15 protein-coding genes are annotated in these 17,426 nt (G+C 44.4%); 5 read left to right on the forward strand and 10 right to left on the reverse strand.

Annotated elements, in window-relative coordinates:
- Positions 1 to 58: 58 nt before the first annotated feature.
- A complete protein-coding gene (locus tag A9E74_RS04935; protein ID WP_069295540.1) occupies positions 59 to 1,864 on the reverse strand; it encodes an SLC13 family permease in 1,806 nt (601 codons plus the stop codon).
- A 151-nt stretch (positions 1,865 to 2,015) separates the two neighbouring features.
- On the opposite strand from A9E74_RS04935, the gene A9E74_RS04940 reads away from it, so the two are divergent.
- Positions 2,016 to 3,545, forward strand: coding sequence for a bifunctional GNAT family N-acetyltransferase/carbon-nitrogen hydrolase family protein (locus A9E74_RS04940; RefSeq protein WP_069295541.1), 1,530 nt, complete (start codon positions 2,016 to 2,018; stop codon positions 3,543 to 3,545).
- 23 nt (positions 3,546 to 3,568) lie between these two features.
- Here the strand turns inward: A9E74_RS04940 and ccoG are convergent, their stop codons facing one another.
- The 7 genes from ccoG to A9E74_RS04980 all read right to left on the reverse strand — a co-directional run bounded on the left by ccoG (position 3,569) and on the right by A9E74_RS04980 (position 12,482).
- Entirely contained in the window at positions 3,569 to 4,993 is a 1,425-nt protein-coding gene (gene ccoG, locus A9E74_RS04945) for a cytochrome c oxidase accessory protein CcoG (protein ID WP_069295542.1), read from the reverse strand.
- A gap of 19 nt (positions 4,994 to 5,012) precedes the next feature.
- A complete protein-coding gene (locus A9E74_RS04950; protein ID WP_069295543.1) occupies positions 5,013 to 6,404 on the reverse strand; it encodes an aminotransferase-like domain-containing protein in 1,392 nt (463 codons plus the stop codon).
- Positions 6,405 to 6,650: 246 nt separating this feature from the next.
- Entirely contained in the window at positions 6,651 to 9,245 is a 2,595-nt protein-coding gene (locus tag A9E74_RS04955; RefSeq protein ID WP_084002932.1) for an EAL domain-containing protein, read from the reverse strand.
- Positions 9,246 to 9,316: 71 nt separating this feature from the next.
- The gene (locus tag A9E74_RS04960; RefSeq protein ID WP_069295544.1) at positions 9,317 to 9,628 is read right to left on the reverse strand and encodes a 2'-5' RNA ligase family protein; all 312 of its coding nucleotides are present in this window, start codon (positions 9,626 to 9,628) and stop codon (positions 9,317 to 9,319) included.
- A gap of 216 nt (positions 9,629 to 9,844) precedes the next feature.
- On the reverse strand, positions 9,845 to 11,278 hold the full coding sequence (locus A9E74_RS04970) for a diguanylate cyclase (RefSeq protein WP_245652056.1): 1,434 nt from the start codon (positions 11,276 to 11,278) through the stop codon (positions 9,845 to 9,847).
- A gap of 34 nt (positions 11,279 to 11,312) precedes the next feature.
- Entirely contained in the window at positions 11,313 to 12,083 is a 771-nt protein-coding gene (gene yaaA, locus A9E74_RS04975; protein WP_069295546.1) for a peroxide stress protein YaaA, read from the reverse strand.
- A 33-nt stretch (positions 12,084 to 12,116) separates the two neighbouring features.
- Positions 12,117 to 12,482, reverse strand: a complete 366-nt coding sequence (locus tag A9E74_RS04980) for a DUF4389 domain-containing protein (RefSeq protein WP_069295547.1) — start codon at positions 12,480 to 12,482, stop codon at positions 12,117 to 12,119.
- 160 nt (positions 12,483 to 12,642) lie between these two features.
- Between A9E74_RS04980 and A9E74_RS04985 the strand changes: the two genes are divergently transcribed.
- Genes A9E74_RS04985 through A9E74_RS04995 form a run of 4 tightly spaced genes read left to right on the forward strand, consistent with a single transcriptional unit; the run spans position 12,643 to position 15,700 of the window.
- Entirely contained in the window at positions 12,643 to 13,170 is a 528-nt protein-coding gene (locus tag A9E74_RS04985; protein WP_069295548.1) for a TRAP transporter small permease subunit, read from the forward strand.
- On the forward strand, positions 13,170 to 14,474 hold the full coding sequence (locus tag A9E74_RS04990; RefSeq protein WP_069295549.1) for a TRAP transporter large permease: 1,305 nt from the start codon (positions 13,170 to 13,172) through the stop codon (positions 14,472 to 14,474). Before A9E74_RS04985 ends, A9E74_RS04990 begins: the two co-directional genes overlap by 1 nt.
- A 33-nt stretch (positions 14,475 to 14,507) precedes the next feature.
- Positions 14,508 to 14,825 carry a collagen-binding domain-containing protein gene (locus tag A9E74_RS14225; RefSeq protein WP_141696763.1) on the forward strand — a complete coding sequence of 106 codons (318 nt, stop codon included), beginning with the start codon at positions 14,508 to 14,510 and terminating at the stop codon, positions 14,823 to 14,825.
- On the forward strand, positions 14,789 to 15,700 hold the full coding sequence (locus A9E74_RS04995; protein ID WP_069295550.1) for a choice-of-anchor A family protein: 912 nt from the start codon (positions 14,789 to 14,791) through the stop codon (positions 15,698 to 15,700). Before A9E74_RS14225 ends, A9E74_RS04995 begins: the two co-directional genes overlap by 37 nt.
- Before the next feature lie 67 nt (positions 15,701 to 15,767).
- Here the strand turns inward: A9E74_RS04995 and epmA are convergent, their stop codons facing one another.
- Both epmA and efp read right to left on the reverse strand, forming a co-directional pair.
- A complete protein-coding gene (gene epmA / locus A9E74_RS05000) occupies positions 15,768 to 16,736 on the reverse strand; it encodes an EF-P lysine aminoacylase EpmA (RefSeq protein WP_342670166.1) in 969 nt (322 codons plus the stop codon).
- 67 nt (positions 16,737 to 16,803) lie between these two features.
- Entirely contained in the window at positions 16,804 to 17,376 is a 573-nt protein-coding gene (efp, locus tag A9E74_RS05005) for an elongation factor P (protein ID WP_069295552.1), read from the reverse strand.
- Between the last annotated feature and the right edge of the window lie 50 nt (positions 17,377 to 17,426).

Below are 17,426 nucleotides of genomic sequence, written 5' to 3' on the forward strand. Positions count from 1 at the left end.
TATTAATTTCAGTGAGCCACTCATCTATAGATTGGGGCACAACTGTTCAACCACAAGCTTACAAAGGCCATACCCACAAAATTACTGGTAAGGCTGTCAAAATCACCAAAATGGATAAAGGCAAACCCAGTTTCCAATAATCATTAAAGCTATAACCACCCGGCTCCATCACCAAGGTATTCGATTGATGGGCAATCGGTGTGAGAAACGCACATGAAGCGCCAATGGCCACTGCCATCAGTAACGGATCAGCCGAAACATCCATGCCATTGGCAACACTGATCGCAATCGGAGCCGCCAATATAGCCGCGGCAGCATTGTTGATGATGTTAGACAATAACATTGTCGCGATCATCAGAATCACCACCGTCATCGCAGGAGGCGCAGACTCTGCCATATTGAGCAGCAAATTAGCGATTAATTCCGAACCGCCGGTCGCCTCCAATGCCTGACCTACCGGCAACATTGCAGCCAACAACACAATCACCGGTAAATCGAGACTTTTATACAGTTTAGCCACGGGCAATAAACCAGCAAAAAACATTGCCACTACACCGGTGACCATCGCCGTTGCCGTAGAAACTGCATCAAACATAATAAGGGCAATAACGGCGATAAAGATCGCTGAAGCGATAGCAACCTTTCTCGGTTGTCCCAGCTGTAAGCCTCTGGAAGCCAGCGGCAAACACCCCAATTCCACCATCACCGATTTAAGCACATCGTCACTGCCTTGCATCAACAGAATGTCACCCGCGACAAAACGAATTTTATGTAATCGTTGTTTGAGCTGATGTCCGCGGCGTGCCACAGCAAGAATATTGATTCCATAACGCTGGCGAATCGACAAGCTGCTTAAGGTATTGCCAACCAAAATCGAGTCATGGGCCAGAATGGCCTCAACAACATCCAAATCCTGAGGTTTTTTCGGTTTTTCTGCTTCGTCATCCTGTTCAGTTTGTTGATCGGTTTTATCTCCAGCCAGCTTTAACTTCGTGACATCGGTCAGCGCTTTCAAACTATCAGAATCGGCTTCAATCAACAGCACATCACCTTGCTGCAAAACCTTATACATTGATGGTGTGTTGAAACGTTCGTCACCACGCAGCAACGCGACCACCGTAATATCAGCTTCATCTTCGACAGCTGCAACCAGATCCATCAAGCTACGGCCCTTATAGTCGGATTCTTCAGGCACACTTAACTCAGTGAGATAACTGCTGATTTCAAATAACTCATCGTCACTGTTTGAAGCTTGACGCTGCGGGGTAAGAAAACGTCCTAAAAACACCAGAAAAAGCACACCAACCACGGTAACCGCTATGCCAACCGGTAAAAAGTCAAACATGCCAAATGCCGGCGAATCGGTTTGAGTCCGGTAGCTGGCAATAATAATATTCGGTGGAGTCCCGATTAACGTTAAACAACCACCAAGTAACGAACCAAAGGCTAATGGCATCAGAAACATTGATGGCGAATGACCGCTCTGCCGAGACATCCAGATTGCCACAGGCATTAATAAGGCTAAGGCGCCAACGTTATTCATAAAGCCTGAACAAATCGCCACAGTCACCGTCAACGCAGCCATTTGCAAAGTAGGACTATCTCCGGCTTTGGTCAGTTGTCGAGCAATAGCATCAACTACCCCGGCATTGACCAGTGCTTGCCCGATAATTAATACCGCCGCTACGGTTATCACTGCTGGATGACCCAACCCCGAAAATACCTCATCAGCGGGAATTAAACCGGTTAACGCAACCGTTAATAATGCAAGTACAGCGACGATGTCATAACGCAATTTATCCCAGATAAACAAACCAAGCGTTGCCGCCAGCACAGCAAAAATAATCATTTGATCAGTGGTCATAACATCCCTTTTTTGGCTGGCAATATAGCAGTTTGTCCATAGTGAAGCTTTAGTCAGGGTTAATCTGCAGAATTAAAGTCTTATGCCCTGATCATGCCGGTCGGCTTCTGCTAGACTCAATACAATATTTCTGATTAACAACGGAGCAAGTATGGCCCACGAAGAGCTGCATCTGAATTTACGTAATCTCACTCTGGAGGATTACGACCAGCTCAAAAATCTGATGGACACGGTCTATGAAGATATTGGTGGTGCCTGGCCAAAACCGACTATTGAAGCTTTGATTAATCAGTTTCAGGACGGACAGATTTGCATCGAAGACTCGGGCGAGTTGATTGCCGTGGCGCTAACAGTCATGGTCAGTTATGAACGATTCAGCAACCCGCACACCTACGATGATTTGATTCTAAGTAACGATAAAATCTGGCATAACCCGCATGGTGACTCTTTGTATGGGCTGGATGTATTCATTCATCCGGAATATCGCGGTTACCGTTTAGGTCGTCGTTTGTATGAAGCCCGCAAAGAATTGTGTCGATCAATGAATCTGCGTGCCATTTTGGCCGGTGGTCGTATCCCCAACTACCATAAATATGCTGATAAGTTTTCACCGGCTGAATACATTGATCAAGTTTCACGTAAAGAAATTTATGATCCCATTCTGACTTTCCAGCTCTCAAATGATTTTCAGGTAATGCGGCTGATGCACAAATATCTGCCGGAAGACGAGAAATCATTGGGCCATGCTACATTGCTGGATTGGAACAATATTCTTTACACGCCACCATCTTCGGTATTGAACGTGCGGAAAACCCAGGTTCGACTTGGTGCTGTTCAATGGCAGATGCGTGAATTTACTTCCGTTGAAGAAGTGCTCAAACAAGTTGAGTATTTTGTTGATGCCTTGTCAGATTACAAAAGTGATTTTGCTTTATTTCCAGAATTCTTTAATGCACCGTTAATGGGATTGACCGATCAGGTTGATCAGACTCGAGCCATTCGATTCTTAGCCAGCTATACCCAACAATTCCGTGATGCCATGTCCGATATGGCAGTCAGTTACAACATCAATATCATCACCGGTTCAATGCCGTTATTGGAAAACGACCGAGTCTATAATGTCTCGTATCTGTGCCATCGTGATGGCCGTGTCGAAGAACAACGCAAAATCCATATTACCCCGCATGAACGACGTGACTGGGTCATTGAAGGTGGTAACAAGTTTCAGGTGTTTGAAACCGATGCCGGCCGCGTTGCCATCATGATTTGTTATGACATTGAATTTCCAGAATTGGGACGTATTGCTGCCGATCAGGAAGTGGATATTATTTTTGTTCCGTTCTGGACCGATACCAAAAACAGTTATCTACGGGTACGCCATTGTGCACAGGCACGAGCGATTGAAAACGAATGTTATGTTGCCATCACCGGCAGTGTTGGTAACCTGCCAAAAGTAGAAAACCTCGATGTGCAATATGCTCAATCCTCGGTGTTTTCACCTTCAGATTTTGCCTTCCCACATGATGCGATCATGGCCGAGACCACACCCAACAGTGAAATGATCATGTTTTCAGATCTGGATTTAGACAAACTCAAACTGGTGCGTAGTGAAGGTGCGGTCACCAATCTGAAAGATCGCCGGGCTGATCTCTACGAGCTGTTCATCAAAAATACTGACTAGCTTTTGTTCATCTCGCACCCAAGTTATTTCTTGGGTGCGATAAAGATGGTTTGATAGGTAATTTCCGACTCAGGCCCGTCAATCACATCAACATTGAATATAAGTGGGCTGATACCTGCTTGCAGCTTATCTTCAGGCACTTTAACCAATGCGGTGATGGTTAGTACTTTAGCCGGTTCAATAACATAGCTTTCATGAATACCATGCAGGTTCGCCCCGTCCAGACCTTCAATCCGATATTGCACTTCGATCGGCACATTTTCTTTATTAAGTAACTTCAGCGTATAACGATTTTGAATTGAGCCATCACTCAAGCGTACAAATAGCGGCTGACGATCCGGACTGACGCTGAAATCCGTTGCAGACAGTGATAAAAAGCCATAAACAATACCTGCCAGAGAGGCCAACAGGATCAGCGTGTAGATAATCACTCGAGGACGTTTATACAGCGCTTGCGGTTTGCTATGACCTTGCAACTCAGCGTATGAAGCGTAACGAATCAAGCCGCGCGGCTCATTAATTTTATCCATTACCGAATCACAGGCATCAATGCACAAACCACAAGTGATACAACCTTCCTGTTGGCCTTTACGGATATCAATACCGGTCGGGCAGACATTGACGCAAAGTTTGCAATCAATACAACTGCCTTTACTCGGATCGGTCTGACCTTTTTTAAGTTTACCGCGAGGCTCACCACGCTCGGCATCATAGGCCGGCAAAATCGTATTCTGGTCATACATAACACCTTGCAATCGTGCATACGGACATAGCCAGAAACACACCTGCTCACGCATAAACCCGGCAAATACATAGGTAAACGTAGTAAAGATTGCCATCGCTATCCACACTGCGATATGTGCCTGGAGCGTAAATACATCACCCCACAATTCAAATGCATCGGTGAACCAGGCAGAAAATGTCAGCCCGGTCAGTAAGGCAATCGCCATCCACAGACTATGTTTAGTGAATTTTTTCAAAACTTTACCGATCGACCAGGGCGCTTGTTTGAAACGTAATTGTTTTTGGGGCGTGTCACCCTCAAATTTGGTTTCGATCCAGGTATAGATATCGGTCCATACCGTCTGGAAACAAAAGTAACCACAAAATACCCGTCCAGCCACACTGGTTACTGCCGCCAGCAGAATGGCGAAAAACAATAAGGTGAGCGACAGCATCCAGATATCCTGCGGGAAGATAGTCAGTTCAAAAAAATGAAACTGACGATTGGGGATATCCAGCAAGACTGCTTGGTCGCCATTCCAGCGAATGTATGGCACCAGAAAATAGATCAGCCATACAGACATGCCAAACCATTTCAGGTTACGAAAACGGCCAGACATCCGTTTGGCGACAATTTTCTCGCCACCGGCATTCACATCCCAGTCGGCCATTTCTTCGTAGATATCGCCATTTTTTTCCATAAAGTGAATAGGTTGTTCAATCATGATTTTTCTCACTTCCCGGTTAGATGATGTGATGAGAGGTAGTGGCAGGCTGAATCAATAAGCCACGTAAAATGCTTAACGCCTGAGAGAGCGTTGCATGATCAGGGGTCAACCCGAGTGATAATCGAACTGCCTGACGCTGCCGATCACTAAAACCAAAACTGTTACAGGCCACCACGGAAACACCCAATACCGTCGCTTGTTCGGCAAATGCATTGGCCTGCCAGCAACTGGGTAATTGCAGCCAGATATGGTGGCCTGCTTCGTTACTGGAAAAATCCATTCCGGCCAATAGTTGTTTGGCAATCTGCTGGCGCTGCTGGTTTTCTTCGCGGATGGCTTCAGAGAAACGATTTATCCGGCCATCATGAATCCAGCGTGACACTAAAGCAGCCATCAACGGTGAAGCCATGACACTGATGGCTCGTAAAACATTGGCCAATCCAAGTGCATGAGAATTGCTCGGGGCAATGACATAGGCGAGGCGTAATGCAGGAGTAATACATTTGGATAAAGTGCGTATATACCAGGTGCGATCTGCCGCTAAATCAAATAGTGCTGTTTCAGGGTTTTCCAGCAATGGTGAATACGGATCATCTTCGATAATAATAATGTCGTATTCATGAGCAATAGCGATAATTTGCTGGCGTCTGGTTAACGACATGCTGGCCGTAGTCGGGTTATCCATTGTCGGTACCAGATAAATCGCTTTGATTGGATATTGTCGGCATGCTTGTTCAAAAGCATCAGGCAACACCCCTTCTTCATCCATGCTTAACGGTTGTAAAGACAGCTGAAGTTGTTCTGCCGCCGACTTCAAGCCGGGATAAACAAATTCACCACAGGCAATAATATCGCCAGCTTGAGCCATAGATTGCAGAATGGCATACAACGCGGCTTGAGCGCCCCCGGTAATCAAGGTGCGTTCTGTGGTCACGTTGTTGATTGATTGTGCCAACCAGCCAGCAGCAGCACTTCGGTCATGCGGGTTACCGGCACTGTCCTGATAATGCAATTGCAATATGCGATCAGCCCCTGAAATAAGCTGGGCAATGCCTTGTGGAATATGCTGCTGTAAACCGGCAGACTCGGGTTGAGGGGGATTATTCATGCTCAAATCGAGTAATGGTCGAGCAGTTGAAATATGTGAAATGAGTTTGCTTTCGACATGATGTCGCACAAAACTGCCACGTCCGGTAGTGGCATCAATTAAGCCTCGACGTCTTGCTTCATTAAAAGCACGGGTGACGGTGGTTAAATCAACATTCAACGCTTCCGCCACGGCACGTTGCGGCGGCAAACGATCGCCAGCTTTAACATAACCGGAATAGATATCGGCTTCCAATGCTTCCACAATGCCAAGATATTTGGTTTTGGCATCCGTTTCGATTCGAGCTTTCCACGAGCGCATAGGTAAATCCCTATTAACATTTAGCCTACACGCTAGGCACTTTCCCAGACAAAAACAAACTTATTTGCATACAAAATTATTAAGTGTATGGATATAAATTCATTTAGTTATAAATTGTATGGCTTTAATGCCCATTTGAGCGATTAAGCTTGTTAAAGGCCATACAATTTTTTACAACAAACTGGCTGGGATACCAGGCTGTTGATACAGAGTTGCGCAACAACCAGTAACTCTAAAAATAGAGATTTAGAGGTTTTTGTGTGACAAACGGACTTTGGAGATAATCTTTTGCCATTGGTCCACTGGAGCAGGTTTACCAAAATAATAGCCTTGATAAACATGGCAACCAAATTTTTCCAGTAAAGCTGCCTGCTCTGCGGTTTCCACCCCTTCAGCGATCACGGCTAAATCCAGACTTTGTCCCAGAGCAATAATAGTACTGACAATCGCTTCATCGTTTACGTCGGTCAATACATCATGGACAAACGACTGGTCTATTTTCAGTTTATTTAATGGCAGAAGCTTTAAGTAGCTCAGCGAAGCGTAACCGGTACCAAAATCATCCAAGGCAAAGCGCAAGCCACGCTGACGTAGTGCATTCATCCGCTCGATAGTGTGATCAATATCCTCAATCAATAAGCTCTCGGTGATTTCAAGTTCTAAATGATTGGGATTGACGCCCAGCTCTATTAAACAGCTGTCGATATGATCGATAAATTGCAAATGGCGGAATTGTCTGGGGCTGATATTGACTGAGAGTGTCAGGTTTTCCATACCTGGGATAGTCGACCAGTCTGCGAGGATCTGACAGGCTTTTCTTAACACCCAGGCCCCCAGCGGGATTATCAAACCGCTGGACTCTGCTATCGGAATAAAGTCAGCCGGTGAAATAAAACCCTCCACCGGATCATTCCAGCGTAATAAGGCTTCCATCCCGACATATTGTTGGTCGCTACTGATTTGTGGTTGTACATACAATTCGAGTTGCTGAAGGGAAATAGCTTCCCTCAATTTGCGTTCCAATTCACTTCGCCGCTTAACTTCTTTCTGCATGGTCGGATCAAAAAATTTCAGACTGTTTCGACCTGAAGCTTTAGCTCGATATAACGCCATGTCGGCATCTTGCAGTAAGCGTTCAACATCACCTTCTGCATCAGAAAATAAAGCGATACCAACACTTGCCGAGGCAATGTATTGAGTCTGATCCAAACTAAATGGCAAAACAAAATCCTGCAGGATCTCTTCAGCAAACTGATGAGCGATAACTTCGACCTCATGCCGGAGTATGCCCATATTGGGTTTGACGATGACAAACTCGTCAGAGCCAAGTCTGGCAGCTAAATCCTGAGGTGCGAGCCGTGATTGAAGCCGTTTAGAAACCGCCTGCAGTAATAAGTCCCCGGCATGATGCCCCAAGGTATCGTTTAAAGTTTTAAAGGCATCCAAATCGACAATCAGCAAAGCACCTTCCCGGTGATTTTGATTGTCTTCTACCAGAGCGTCCTCCAGAAACTCCATTAATAAGCGACGATTGGCAAGGCCAGTCAATGAGTCGTATAAAGCCAGTTTCCGTAGCTGTTTCTGGATCAACAGGTAATCGGTAATATCGGTAGAGATACCGCATAAGGCGTAGACAGTGCCATCTTCCTGTCGCAAGGGTAGTTTGACAGACAGAAAGGTTTGCGGATTTTCCGATCCGAGCACGGTATTGATTTCTTCTTCAACAATCCGCTCGCCTTTTTCAATAACTCTCAGGTCATGTTGACGTAGCGTTTTACAGGTTTCTTTATCAAACAATATGGCGTCGGTTTGACCCAAAATGTCTTTTTCTTCCAAGCCAATCAGCTTGCATACATTCTGGTTGACGTATTGGTAATTTAATTGAAGATCTTTGATATAAATGTGCGCATCAACGCTATCCAGGATGACGCTCAGATTCTGTTGAGACTGCCGTAAAGAAATCGTTTTTTCATGGACGCGCCGCCGCATCAATAAGGAAAATACCACGGCACTTACAAAGCCCAAAAGTAACGCTATTAATAACCACCATAATTCTTTTGGAATAACGGTTTTGACTGCCGGGCTGTTCCATTTTTGTAAAACCGAAAAATACGGCGAATTGGCTTCTTTTTGCCATTTTTGCAAGTAGTTATCCAGTGTCTCCAATACGTCGCCATGTTGGCCTTTGGGCGTAGCAAAATATAAACGACTTGGCTGAAAAATAATGGGGGTCGCTCTTAAGTTCAGTTCGGCAGCTTTAAGCTCGCTGATAAAATTATTGGCAGTAACGGCATCAGCAATACCATTCATTAAGGCTGCAAAAGCAGCTTGCTGTGTATCGACCAGCACAAAGGTGACATCAATATTAAAACTTTCAGCAAGTTGATTAAGATAATCGTATTGAATCGAGCCTTTCAGTAACGCCAAACGCTTTCCATCCAGTTCCAGCAAGCTAGTCAGGTTACTTTCACGACTAACATAGATCTGTGACCAACTGAGCAATGCCGGGGTAGTATGAAAGTCATATAAATCTGTACGGGCTATCGTCGTGGCGACATCCGGTAATAAATCAATCTCACCATTAGCGAGCAGTTGCAGACAGTCACTCCAATAACAAGGTACTACAATCAACTGCCAGTTTTCTTGATCCGCAATTATCTGCAGAATATCTCCCAAAATGCCACTCACTTCCCCATCAGAATTATTCAACAGTTTAGGTGGATTTTCGTATACCCCAACTCGTAAAGTCGTTGGTTCAGCCAGCACTTTTCCGCTGCTTAATAATGCTAATAACAGCACTGTTAACGAGCTTAAATTGAGTAGTCTGGCTTTGGGAATCATTGATTGCGACAGTCGTCATCAGAGAATTACAGTTATAACAGATTTACCCCGTTCTCATTTGCAAATATCGACTATCCGTTATCAGTAATAGGCCAATGCATCATCGGAAAATATTGAGGGCCTTGATCGGTTGATACCGATTTCATTAATACCAGCTCTTGAGCTCTAAAACGTACTGGAGCGATAGGTATCGAGACGGCTTCACGAGCTTTACGCGCCAGAGTGATATGTGGCTGATAAGGTCTTAAATCTACGTCAATTTGAGCGTCGCTGGCGATCTGTTGCAGATTGTTCACCAGATTAAATAACTCGGCACCTGGTGCTCGGCTTGTCAGACAGTAGATCTTTGGTTCTGCCCAGTAAGATAGATGATCAAATTGCATATGTATTAACGGGCAACTTAATGATTCGGTGTTGGTTAATAAAGCGTTGATTTGTTGTTGATTGAGTTGACGAGAAATAACAGCGTTTGGTGTAAGTTGGCCGTAGTTTGTAACTTCAGAGATTGATCTTCAGGCAGACGTTTCATGATGTGTTGAATTTGCATACGCGAATTCAAATCTGGCGACAAGGCAAAAAAATACCGGCCTGGGGTTAACTCAATGTTTTGTTGTAGATTCATCTAAATCAGAGTCCGCCATTACAATCTGATTACGACCATTATTCTTAGCAAGATACAATGCGTCGTCAGCACGTTTAATCGTATCACCGATAGTTTCACCTTGCCTATACTCACTTAGACCAAAACTGGCCGTAATTTGGCGATCCACCGAGAAACCCATCGTTTGCACTTGAAGTCGCAAGTGTTCAGCCAACTGAAAAGCACCATTTTTCGAGGTTTGCGAACAAAGGATTAAAAACTCCTCGCCCCCCCAGCGGCCTACTAAATCATTTTCACGCACCATCGACTGGAGTAATACGGCAAATTCTTTGATCACGTTATCGCCCACATCATGACCATACGTATCATTTATGTCTTTAAAAAAATCCAAATCTAACAAGATTAGCGAAAAAGTCTGTAGCGTTTGACTGGCAAGATCCATTTCAACATTGAAGCGTTGATGTAAGGCATAACGATTGGCGAGGCCGGTTAGGTGATCATATTGTGAAATGTGTTCAAGCCGCGTATTCAGTTGCCGTAACTTACGATTATGGTGATGAATTTTAGTATAGCGATAAATCAATACCATCATTATCAGCACTACGGCACTAAATAAGAGCCAGAATAAAGCCTTATCATCAGGTTGCTTGTAGTCTAATGATAACCAGTTTTTCAATACTCGCTGACGTTCCAGATCCGTAGTGTCCGCAATAACCTTGTTAAAAATTTCGAGCAATTGTGGTTCCCGGACGCTTACTCCTACGGACATCGCATATTGTATATCCAGTACGCCACTGATTTTCAGGTGTGATATACCCCAACGTAACATTTGGAAATTAATCGTCGGCACGGTATCAATGAACCCATAAACTTGCCCAGTTTCGACCAGTTTGAGACCCTCTCTTGACGACGTGACTGCCTCTATTTTGATATCGGGGTAACGATCACGCAGCATTTCAATGCCGGCATAGCCCTCCACCATCACAAAATCGCGATCCAGAACCTGTTCAAATTTCACTACAAATTCATGATCGGGCTGAGTAGCAATCGCCAATGGATAAAAAATATAAGGTGTGGTGACATTTAACCAATCACGACGACTTGGCACATCCATGGCGCTGGAGAGAATATCGCACTCTCCATTTCTTATTAATTGCAAAGACTGTTGCCAACTGTTGCTGTGAACCAGTTCAATTGGTGTAGTGATTTTATCGGACCATAAAGCATAAAAATCCGACATGATGCCAGTAAATTCATGATTTTCATCAATACCTTCATAAGGCAACCAGTCAGGATCAGTACACAGTTTAATGAATTGTTTTTCAGCGAGAAAGTCTTGCTCAGCTTGACTTAACAGCACTTCAGCGCTAACAGAGTGTGTCGCCAAAAATCCCACTAATATTAGCGTGCGGAAGAAAGTTCGATTTACCATCCTTGGTTTCATTGCCGTTGTCAGCCCGACTTAATCAATCATGATCCCGGATAAACACCCAATCATTTTTTTGACTCATTTCTTCACTATATCGATAGCCTTCCGAGTCAAATTGTTTGAGTTTTTCCGGTGAGTTAATTTGCTGATCAATAATGTAACGGCTCATCAGTCCACGTGCTTTTTTAGCGTAAAAACTGATCATTTTATACTGACCGTTTTTCCAGTCTTTGAAGACCGGCGTGATAATGGTCGCTTTAAGTTTTTTGGCATTTACGGCTTTGAAGTATTCATTTGAAGCCAGATTGATCAACACGCCATCACTTAAAGCGGATTCGGCTTCCAGCGCAGTTTGAATTTGATCTCCCCAGAAACTATATAGATCTCTACCTGCAGCATTCTGAAACGGTGTGCCCATCTCTAGTCGGTAGGGCTGCATCAAATCTAATGGTCTTAAAACACCATATAAACCAGATAAAATGCGTAAATGTTGCTGAGCAAACTCCAGTCCTTTTTCATCGAGTGTTTCAGCATCCAGACCGGTATAGACATCGCCTTTAAATGCGAGGATAGCCTGTTTAGCATTTTCTTCGGTAAAAGGCGTTTGCCATTGCTGGAAGCGTGCCATATTGAGTCCGGCAAGCTTGTCACTGATCTTCATCAGATTCGCTATTTCCTGGCTCGACAACTTTTTCAATTGGTTTATCAGTTGCTGCGATTGCTCCAGAAACCGGGGTTCCGTATGTTTATCAGTATGCGAAGCTGTTTCAAAATCGAGCGTCTTCGCTGGGGAAATGACAGTCAGCATAAGAGAGTTATTATTCCTTATTGGTTATGCATATTAGGGTTTTGGTGAAGTCGGATCATCTTTGTCAGTGATGTCTTCATAGTCGGCAATATAATCGTCATTGTCATACACAGCTTCAACCTCTACATCGTCATATAAAGGGTTGAACGGAAACGGTTTTCGTTCGTCATTATAGGTCAGGAATAACACGATTTGCTGAATAAAACGGTTAAGGTCCTTGGAAAAATTACGAATGGATGGGTTCGGACTGCCACTGAATAAGGCAAAGACAAATTGCACAATAACCACTATCGCCAGTACCGTCATGGTCAGATACAACACAAAACCATAAAGCAGCATATAAAGTAGCCGTATCAATTGCGCTTTTTCACTGCTGTATTTCAGACTTGTATTATCCATGTCATCACTCCTCATTACTTTGGTCGGTCATATCACTTTAACACTTCCTTTAATGGTTGCGGATAACTGAACAGTAAATTTCATTTTGTGGTGAATTACTGGAGCAATGGAGCGCTTTGTGGGAAACTTCGACGTTTATTTATATTGATGACCGAACACCATGGGCCGATTTTTTACTTCGTTGGAAACATCGATAAACCGTTTCACTGAATACACTGGCAAGCTCAGCAGCTGGTTGGTATTACTGCTTGTTCTACTCACCTGTTATGACGTAATGATGCGTTATTTGTTCCAACAAGGCTCAGTGGGCTTACAGGAGCTGGAATGGCATCTATTCGCATTGCTCTTTTTACTCGGTAGTGCTTATACCCTGAAACACGATGGACACGTGCGGGTAGATATCCTTTATCGTAGTCATCGGCTCTCTGATAAACATCGTGCATGGATTGATGTGATCGGCATTGTGTTATTTCTAATGCCTTTTTGTGTGCTGATTCTGATCAGCAGCTGGCCATTTGCTTATAACGCCTATTTATATCAGGAGGGCTCCCCCGATCCCGGTGGTCTGCCCTATCGCTTTATTCTCAAATCAGCCTTGTTATTGGGATTCATTTTGTTAATGATTCAGGCCGTTGCTGAATTAATTCGTAATATCCGCATCATTCGCCATAAGCAGGAACAACAATAATGGAATACATGGCGTTGTTGATGTTTGGCTTGTTAATCCTGCTACTGCTCACCGGCTATCCGGTGGCCTTTGTTTTAGGTGCTATCTCATTATTATTTGGCAGCATTTATTTAGGTTTTGATTTCTTCCAGCTATTGCCGTTTCGCATCTGGGGCATCATGACCAACTTCACCTTGTTGGCGGTGCCGCTGTTTGTATTTATGGGCGTGGTACTAGAAAAATCCGGTGTCGCAGAACAGCTACTCGATACCATGGGACGAGTTTTTGGCCGTATTCGCGGAGGGCTGGCGATATCTGTTGTTATGGTAGGTGCTTTATTAGCTGCAACCACCGGGGTGGTAGGTGCATCAGTAGTCACCATGACGGTGATTGCTTTACCGTCGATGCTGAAACGTGGCTATGCGCCATCATTAGCCAGTGGCACCATTGCTGCTTCCGGTACCTTAGGGCAAATCATTCCACCCAGCATTATTTTGATTTTATTGGGTGATGTTATTGGGGTGCCGGTGGGTGAATTATTTATCGGTGCCGTAGTACCGGGCATGATGCTGATTGTGGCTTACATACTATATATAGGTTATGTGGCATGGCGTCATCCACATTTAGCCCCGGCGGTACAAGATGATAACTCTGAACTTGCTGCATTGTGGATTAGTGTTTTAAAAAGCCTGCTGCCACCATTGCTGCTTATCATCGCGGTATTGGGTTCTATTTTTTATGGTATCGCCTCACCCACTGAGTCTGCTGCTGTTGGTGCATTGGGTGCATTGATTCTGGCTGCTCTACATCGGCGTTTGACGATGCCTAACCTGCGTGATGCCATGCAAAAAACCGCACGGCTGACCAGCATGGTGTTTTTGATCTTTATCGGTGCTACCGCGTTTGGTTTGGTATTTGTCGGTATGGGTGGTGACGGGCTGATTCTGGATATTTTTTCTGGTCTGCCCGGCGGCAAATGGACGTTTCTGATTTTCAGCATGCTGCTGATTTTTGTATTGGGCTTTTTTCTCGACTTTATCGAAATTTGTTTTATCGTCGTACCCATCATCGCACCGGTAGCAATTCACTTAGGCATTGATCCATTATGGTTTGCCTTGTTGATTGCAATTAATCTGCAAACGTCATTTCTCACGCCGCCCTTTGGCTTTTCGTTGTTCTATCTTAAAGCCAGTGCGCCGCCCACCTTAAAACTAATGGATATCTATAAAGGCATCACGCCTTTTGTAGCGATTCAACTGGTAGTGCTGGGATTGATCATAAGCTTCCCGATATTGACAATGTGGCTACCCAATCTGATGGCCTAATTTAAATATTTCTGCCTGTATGAAAATCATTTAGTGACACTGTACCAACGTACAGTTGTTATTTATGTTGGCTCTCAATATTATTCAGTAAAATTTCATGACTTAAATAAAGGAATAAATCAAGTGCATGTATCTAAATTTACGCTGATCGGTCTCTTTTTTATCAGCATCAATCAGTTTGCTCAAGCCGGTCCAGTCGATGCAACCTCGCTACTTAACCAATACAATCTCATCACCTCTGGCAATGTCACAAGCACCTCAGAAGTTGAAGGCAATGCGCTTATTGGTGGCAATGTCCAAGGCGCATGTACAACATGCATCAAACTTCGAATGCTGAGGTTCCAGCGTTGACCGTAGGCGGGAATGTAAATGGCAACGTTATAACTAAAGGCAAGGGTTTGAATGTTGGCGGCAACATTGCCGGCAACGTGACCATGAATGATGGCGGAGATGCTTTTGTCGGCTCGGTTTCAGGTTCATTACAAAACAATGCCAACGGTAACGGCTCATCTTCAGTTATCGGAGATATATCAGGTTTTGTAAACACCAATGGTGGCAACACTACCTATGGTGGCAACCTGACCGGCACAGCAAATGCTAACGGCGGCGGAACATTATCCAATCAACCCGTTACCGCACCGTTCGATCCTTCCACTGAAGCTTCGAATGCGATGAATGTTTTAAGCCAGTTTTCTGATCAATTGTCTGGGGCTGACGCAAACAGCAGTTATAGCATTAACGGGGGTAAAGTCACTTTCAATGCGGTTGGCAACGATTCAGGTCTTGCCATCTTCAGTATCACTGATGCAAAAAGCTTCTTTGACAATGCCTTTGAGTTTGATTTCAGCATGACCAATACACAGAGCATTTTGTTTAATGTGTTTGGTGGCGACAATACGGTATTCGATATCAAGGCTAACTTCCTGGCCAGTGCAGCAACCATTTACGGTTCAATCTTTTTATGGAATTTTGTCGATGCTACTGTACTGAATCTTGCCAGCCAATTCGGCGGCAGCATTCTGGCTCTGAACGCAGATGTGACTAACCACAATAATATTGAAGGTACGCTGGTTGCTAAAAACCTGACTCAATACGGTGAAATTCACTCTCAACCACTAAACTTTGTGCCACCGACAGAAGTGCCTGTCCCTGCTGCACTGCCTTTGTTTTTAAGTGGTTTGATTGGCTTTTTCGCGATGCGTCGCAACCGGAAAAAATCACTTTAATTACGTTTTAAACTAAAAAGCCACCAACGACATCGTTGGTGGCTTTTTTATTTGTCTGAAACTATCTTCAGCTTTCAATAAAAGCAATGCTTTTCACCTGGCTGATATTGTTTACGCTCATATGCAACATCATTAAACGATCCAATCCTAAGGCCACACCGCTACATTGCGGTAAACCAGATTGCATAGCGGCGAGCAGATTTTCATCTATCGGCATCTGTGGTTTACCTTGTTGCTGACGCAATTGATTATCCAACTCAAAACGTTGACGTAATTCGGTTGCATCACATAATTCGTCATAACCATTAGCCAGTTCCATTCCACCGGCATAAAGCTCAAAACGTCTGGCGACTGGGTGACCTTCGGTATTGATTTCAATTTTTGCTAATTGCGCCTGAGTCGCCGGAAACTCTGTAACCATTACCGGTGTATCCAATGCACTAAATTGTGGTTCTATCAGCTGACTCATCAGCATTTCCAGCCAGCCATCACGATCGGTTTGCCAGTCTGCGGTGAGCCCGGGAATCCGCTCTAGAGCAAGTTGTTTCAATGTCTCGTCGTCGGCCTGCTCAATATCCAGCTGCAGATATTCCATGAATAAATCACGATAACGAAAGATCACAGCTGCAGGCAAACCAATTACCTGTTGCATCAATGCATCCACTTCCGCCATTAAATCCGTCAGCGAAAAACCAGGCCGATACCATTCCAGCATGGAAAACTCGGGCGTATGTTGTCGACCTAACTCGCCATTACGAAATACCGTGGCTATCTGATAAATCGCACCGCTACCAGCAGCCAGTAAGCGTTTCATCGCAAATTCAGGTGAGGTATGCAGATACAGTGTTTTGGCGTTATTTCCAGCCGAAAATTGGGTGGAAAAACTGTCTAGATAAGGTGCGGTTGGTGCTGCCGAAGACAGGATGGGTGTACTGACTTCCAACACATTTCGAACCGAAAAAAAACGACGGACATTCGCTAAAAGCTTTGCCCGCCGTTTTAACATGCTTTGTAATTGTTCGCCTTGCAGCATCATTTATGCTTTGCGTTTTGGCATGTCATGTTTCGACATGCCAGATAAAAGGCAAAAATTAAAGATGACTTTAATCTTTCTTAGCACGTTCGACGTAAGATGCTGAACGAGTATCAACCCGTAACACTTCACCGATTTCGATAAATAATGGTACACGTACCACAGCACCAGTTTCTAAGGTTGCAGGTTTACCACCACCACCTGAAGTATCACCACGCACACCTGGATCAGTTTCTACAACGGTCAGGTTAACAAAGTTTGGTGGCGTGACCAGAAGCGGTGTGCCGTTCCACAAGGTAACCGTGTAGGTATATTGCTCTTTCAACCAGTCTTTGCTTTCGGTAATGGCATTGGCGTCAGCAGCATATTGTTCGAAGCTGGTCGGATCCATAAAGTGCCAGAACTCACCGTCGGTATATGAAAATTCCAAATCCATTTCAACAACGTCTGCGCTTTCAACTGATTCGTTAGTTTTGAAAGTACGTTCATTAACACGACCGGTTTTCAGGTTGCGGAATTTAACGCGGTTAAATGCTTGGCCTTTACCCGGTTTAACAAATTCATTTTCGATGATGCTGCAGGGATCGCCATCCATCATGAATTTCAGTCCGGCTTTAAACTCATTTGTACTATAACTTGCCATGCTTACCTCTTTTGGGGGACGATCGTCGCCTGTTCACAAAATCAAAGCCC

It is taken from the genome of Methylophaga muralis (assembly GCF_001720165.1).
Classification (GTDB): Bacteria; Pseudomonadota; Gammaproteobacteria; order Nitrosococcales; family Methylophagaceae; genus Methylophaga; species Methylophaga muralis.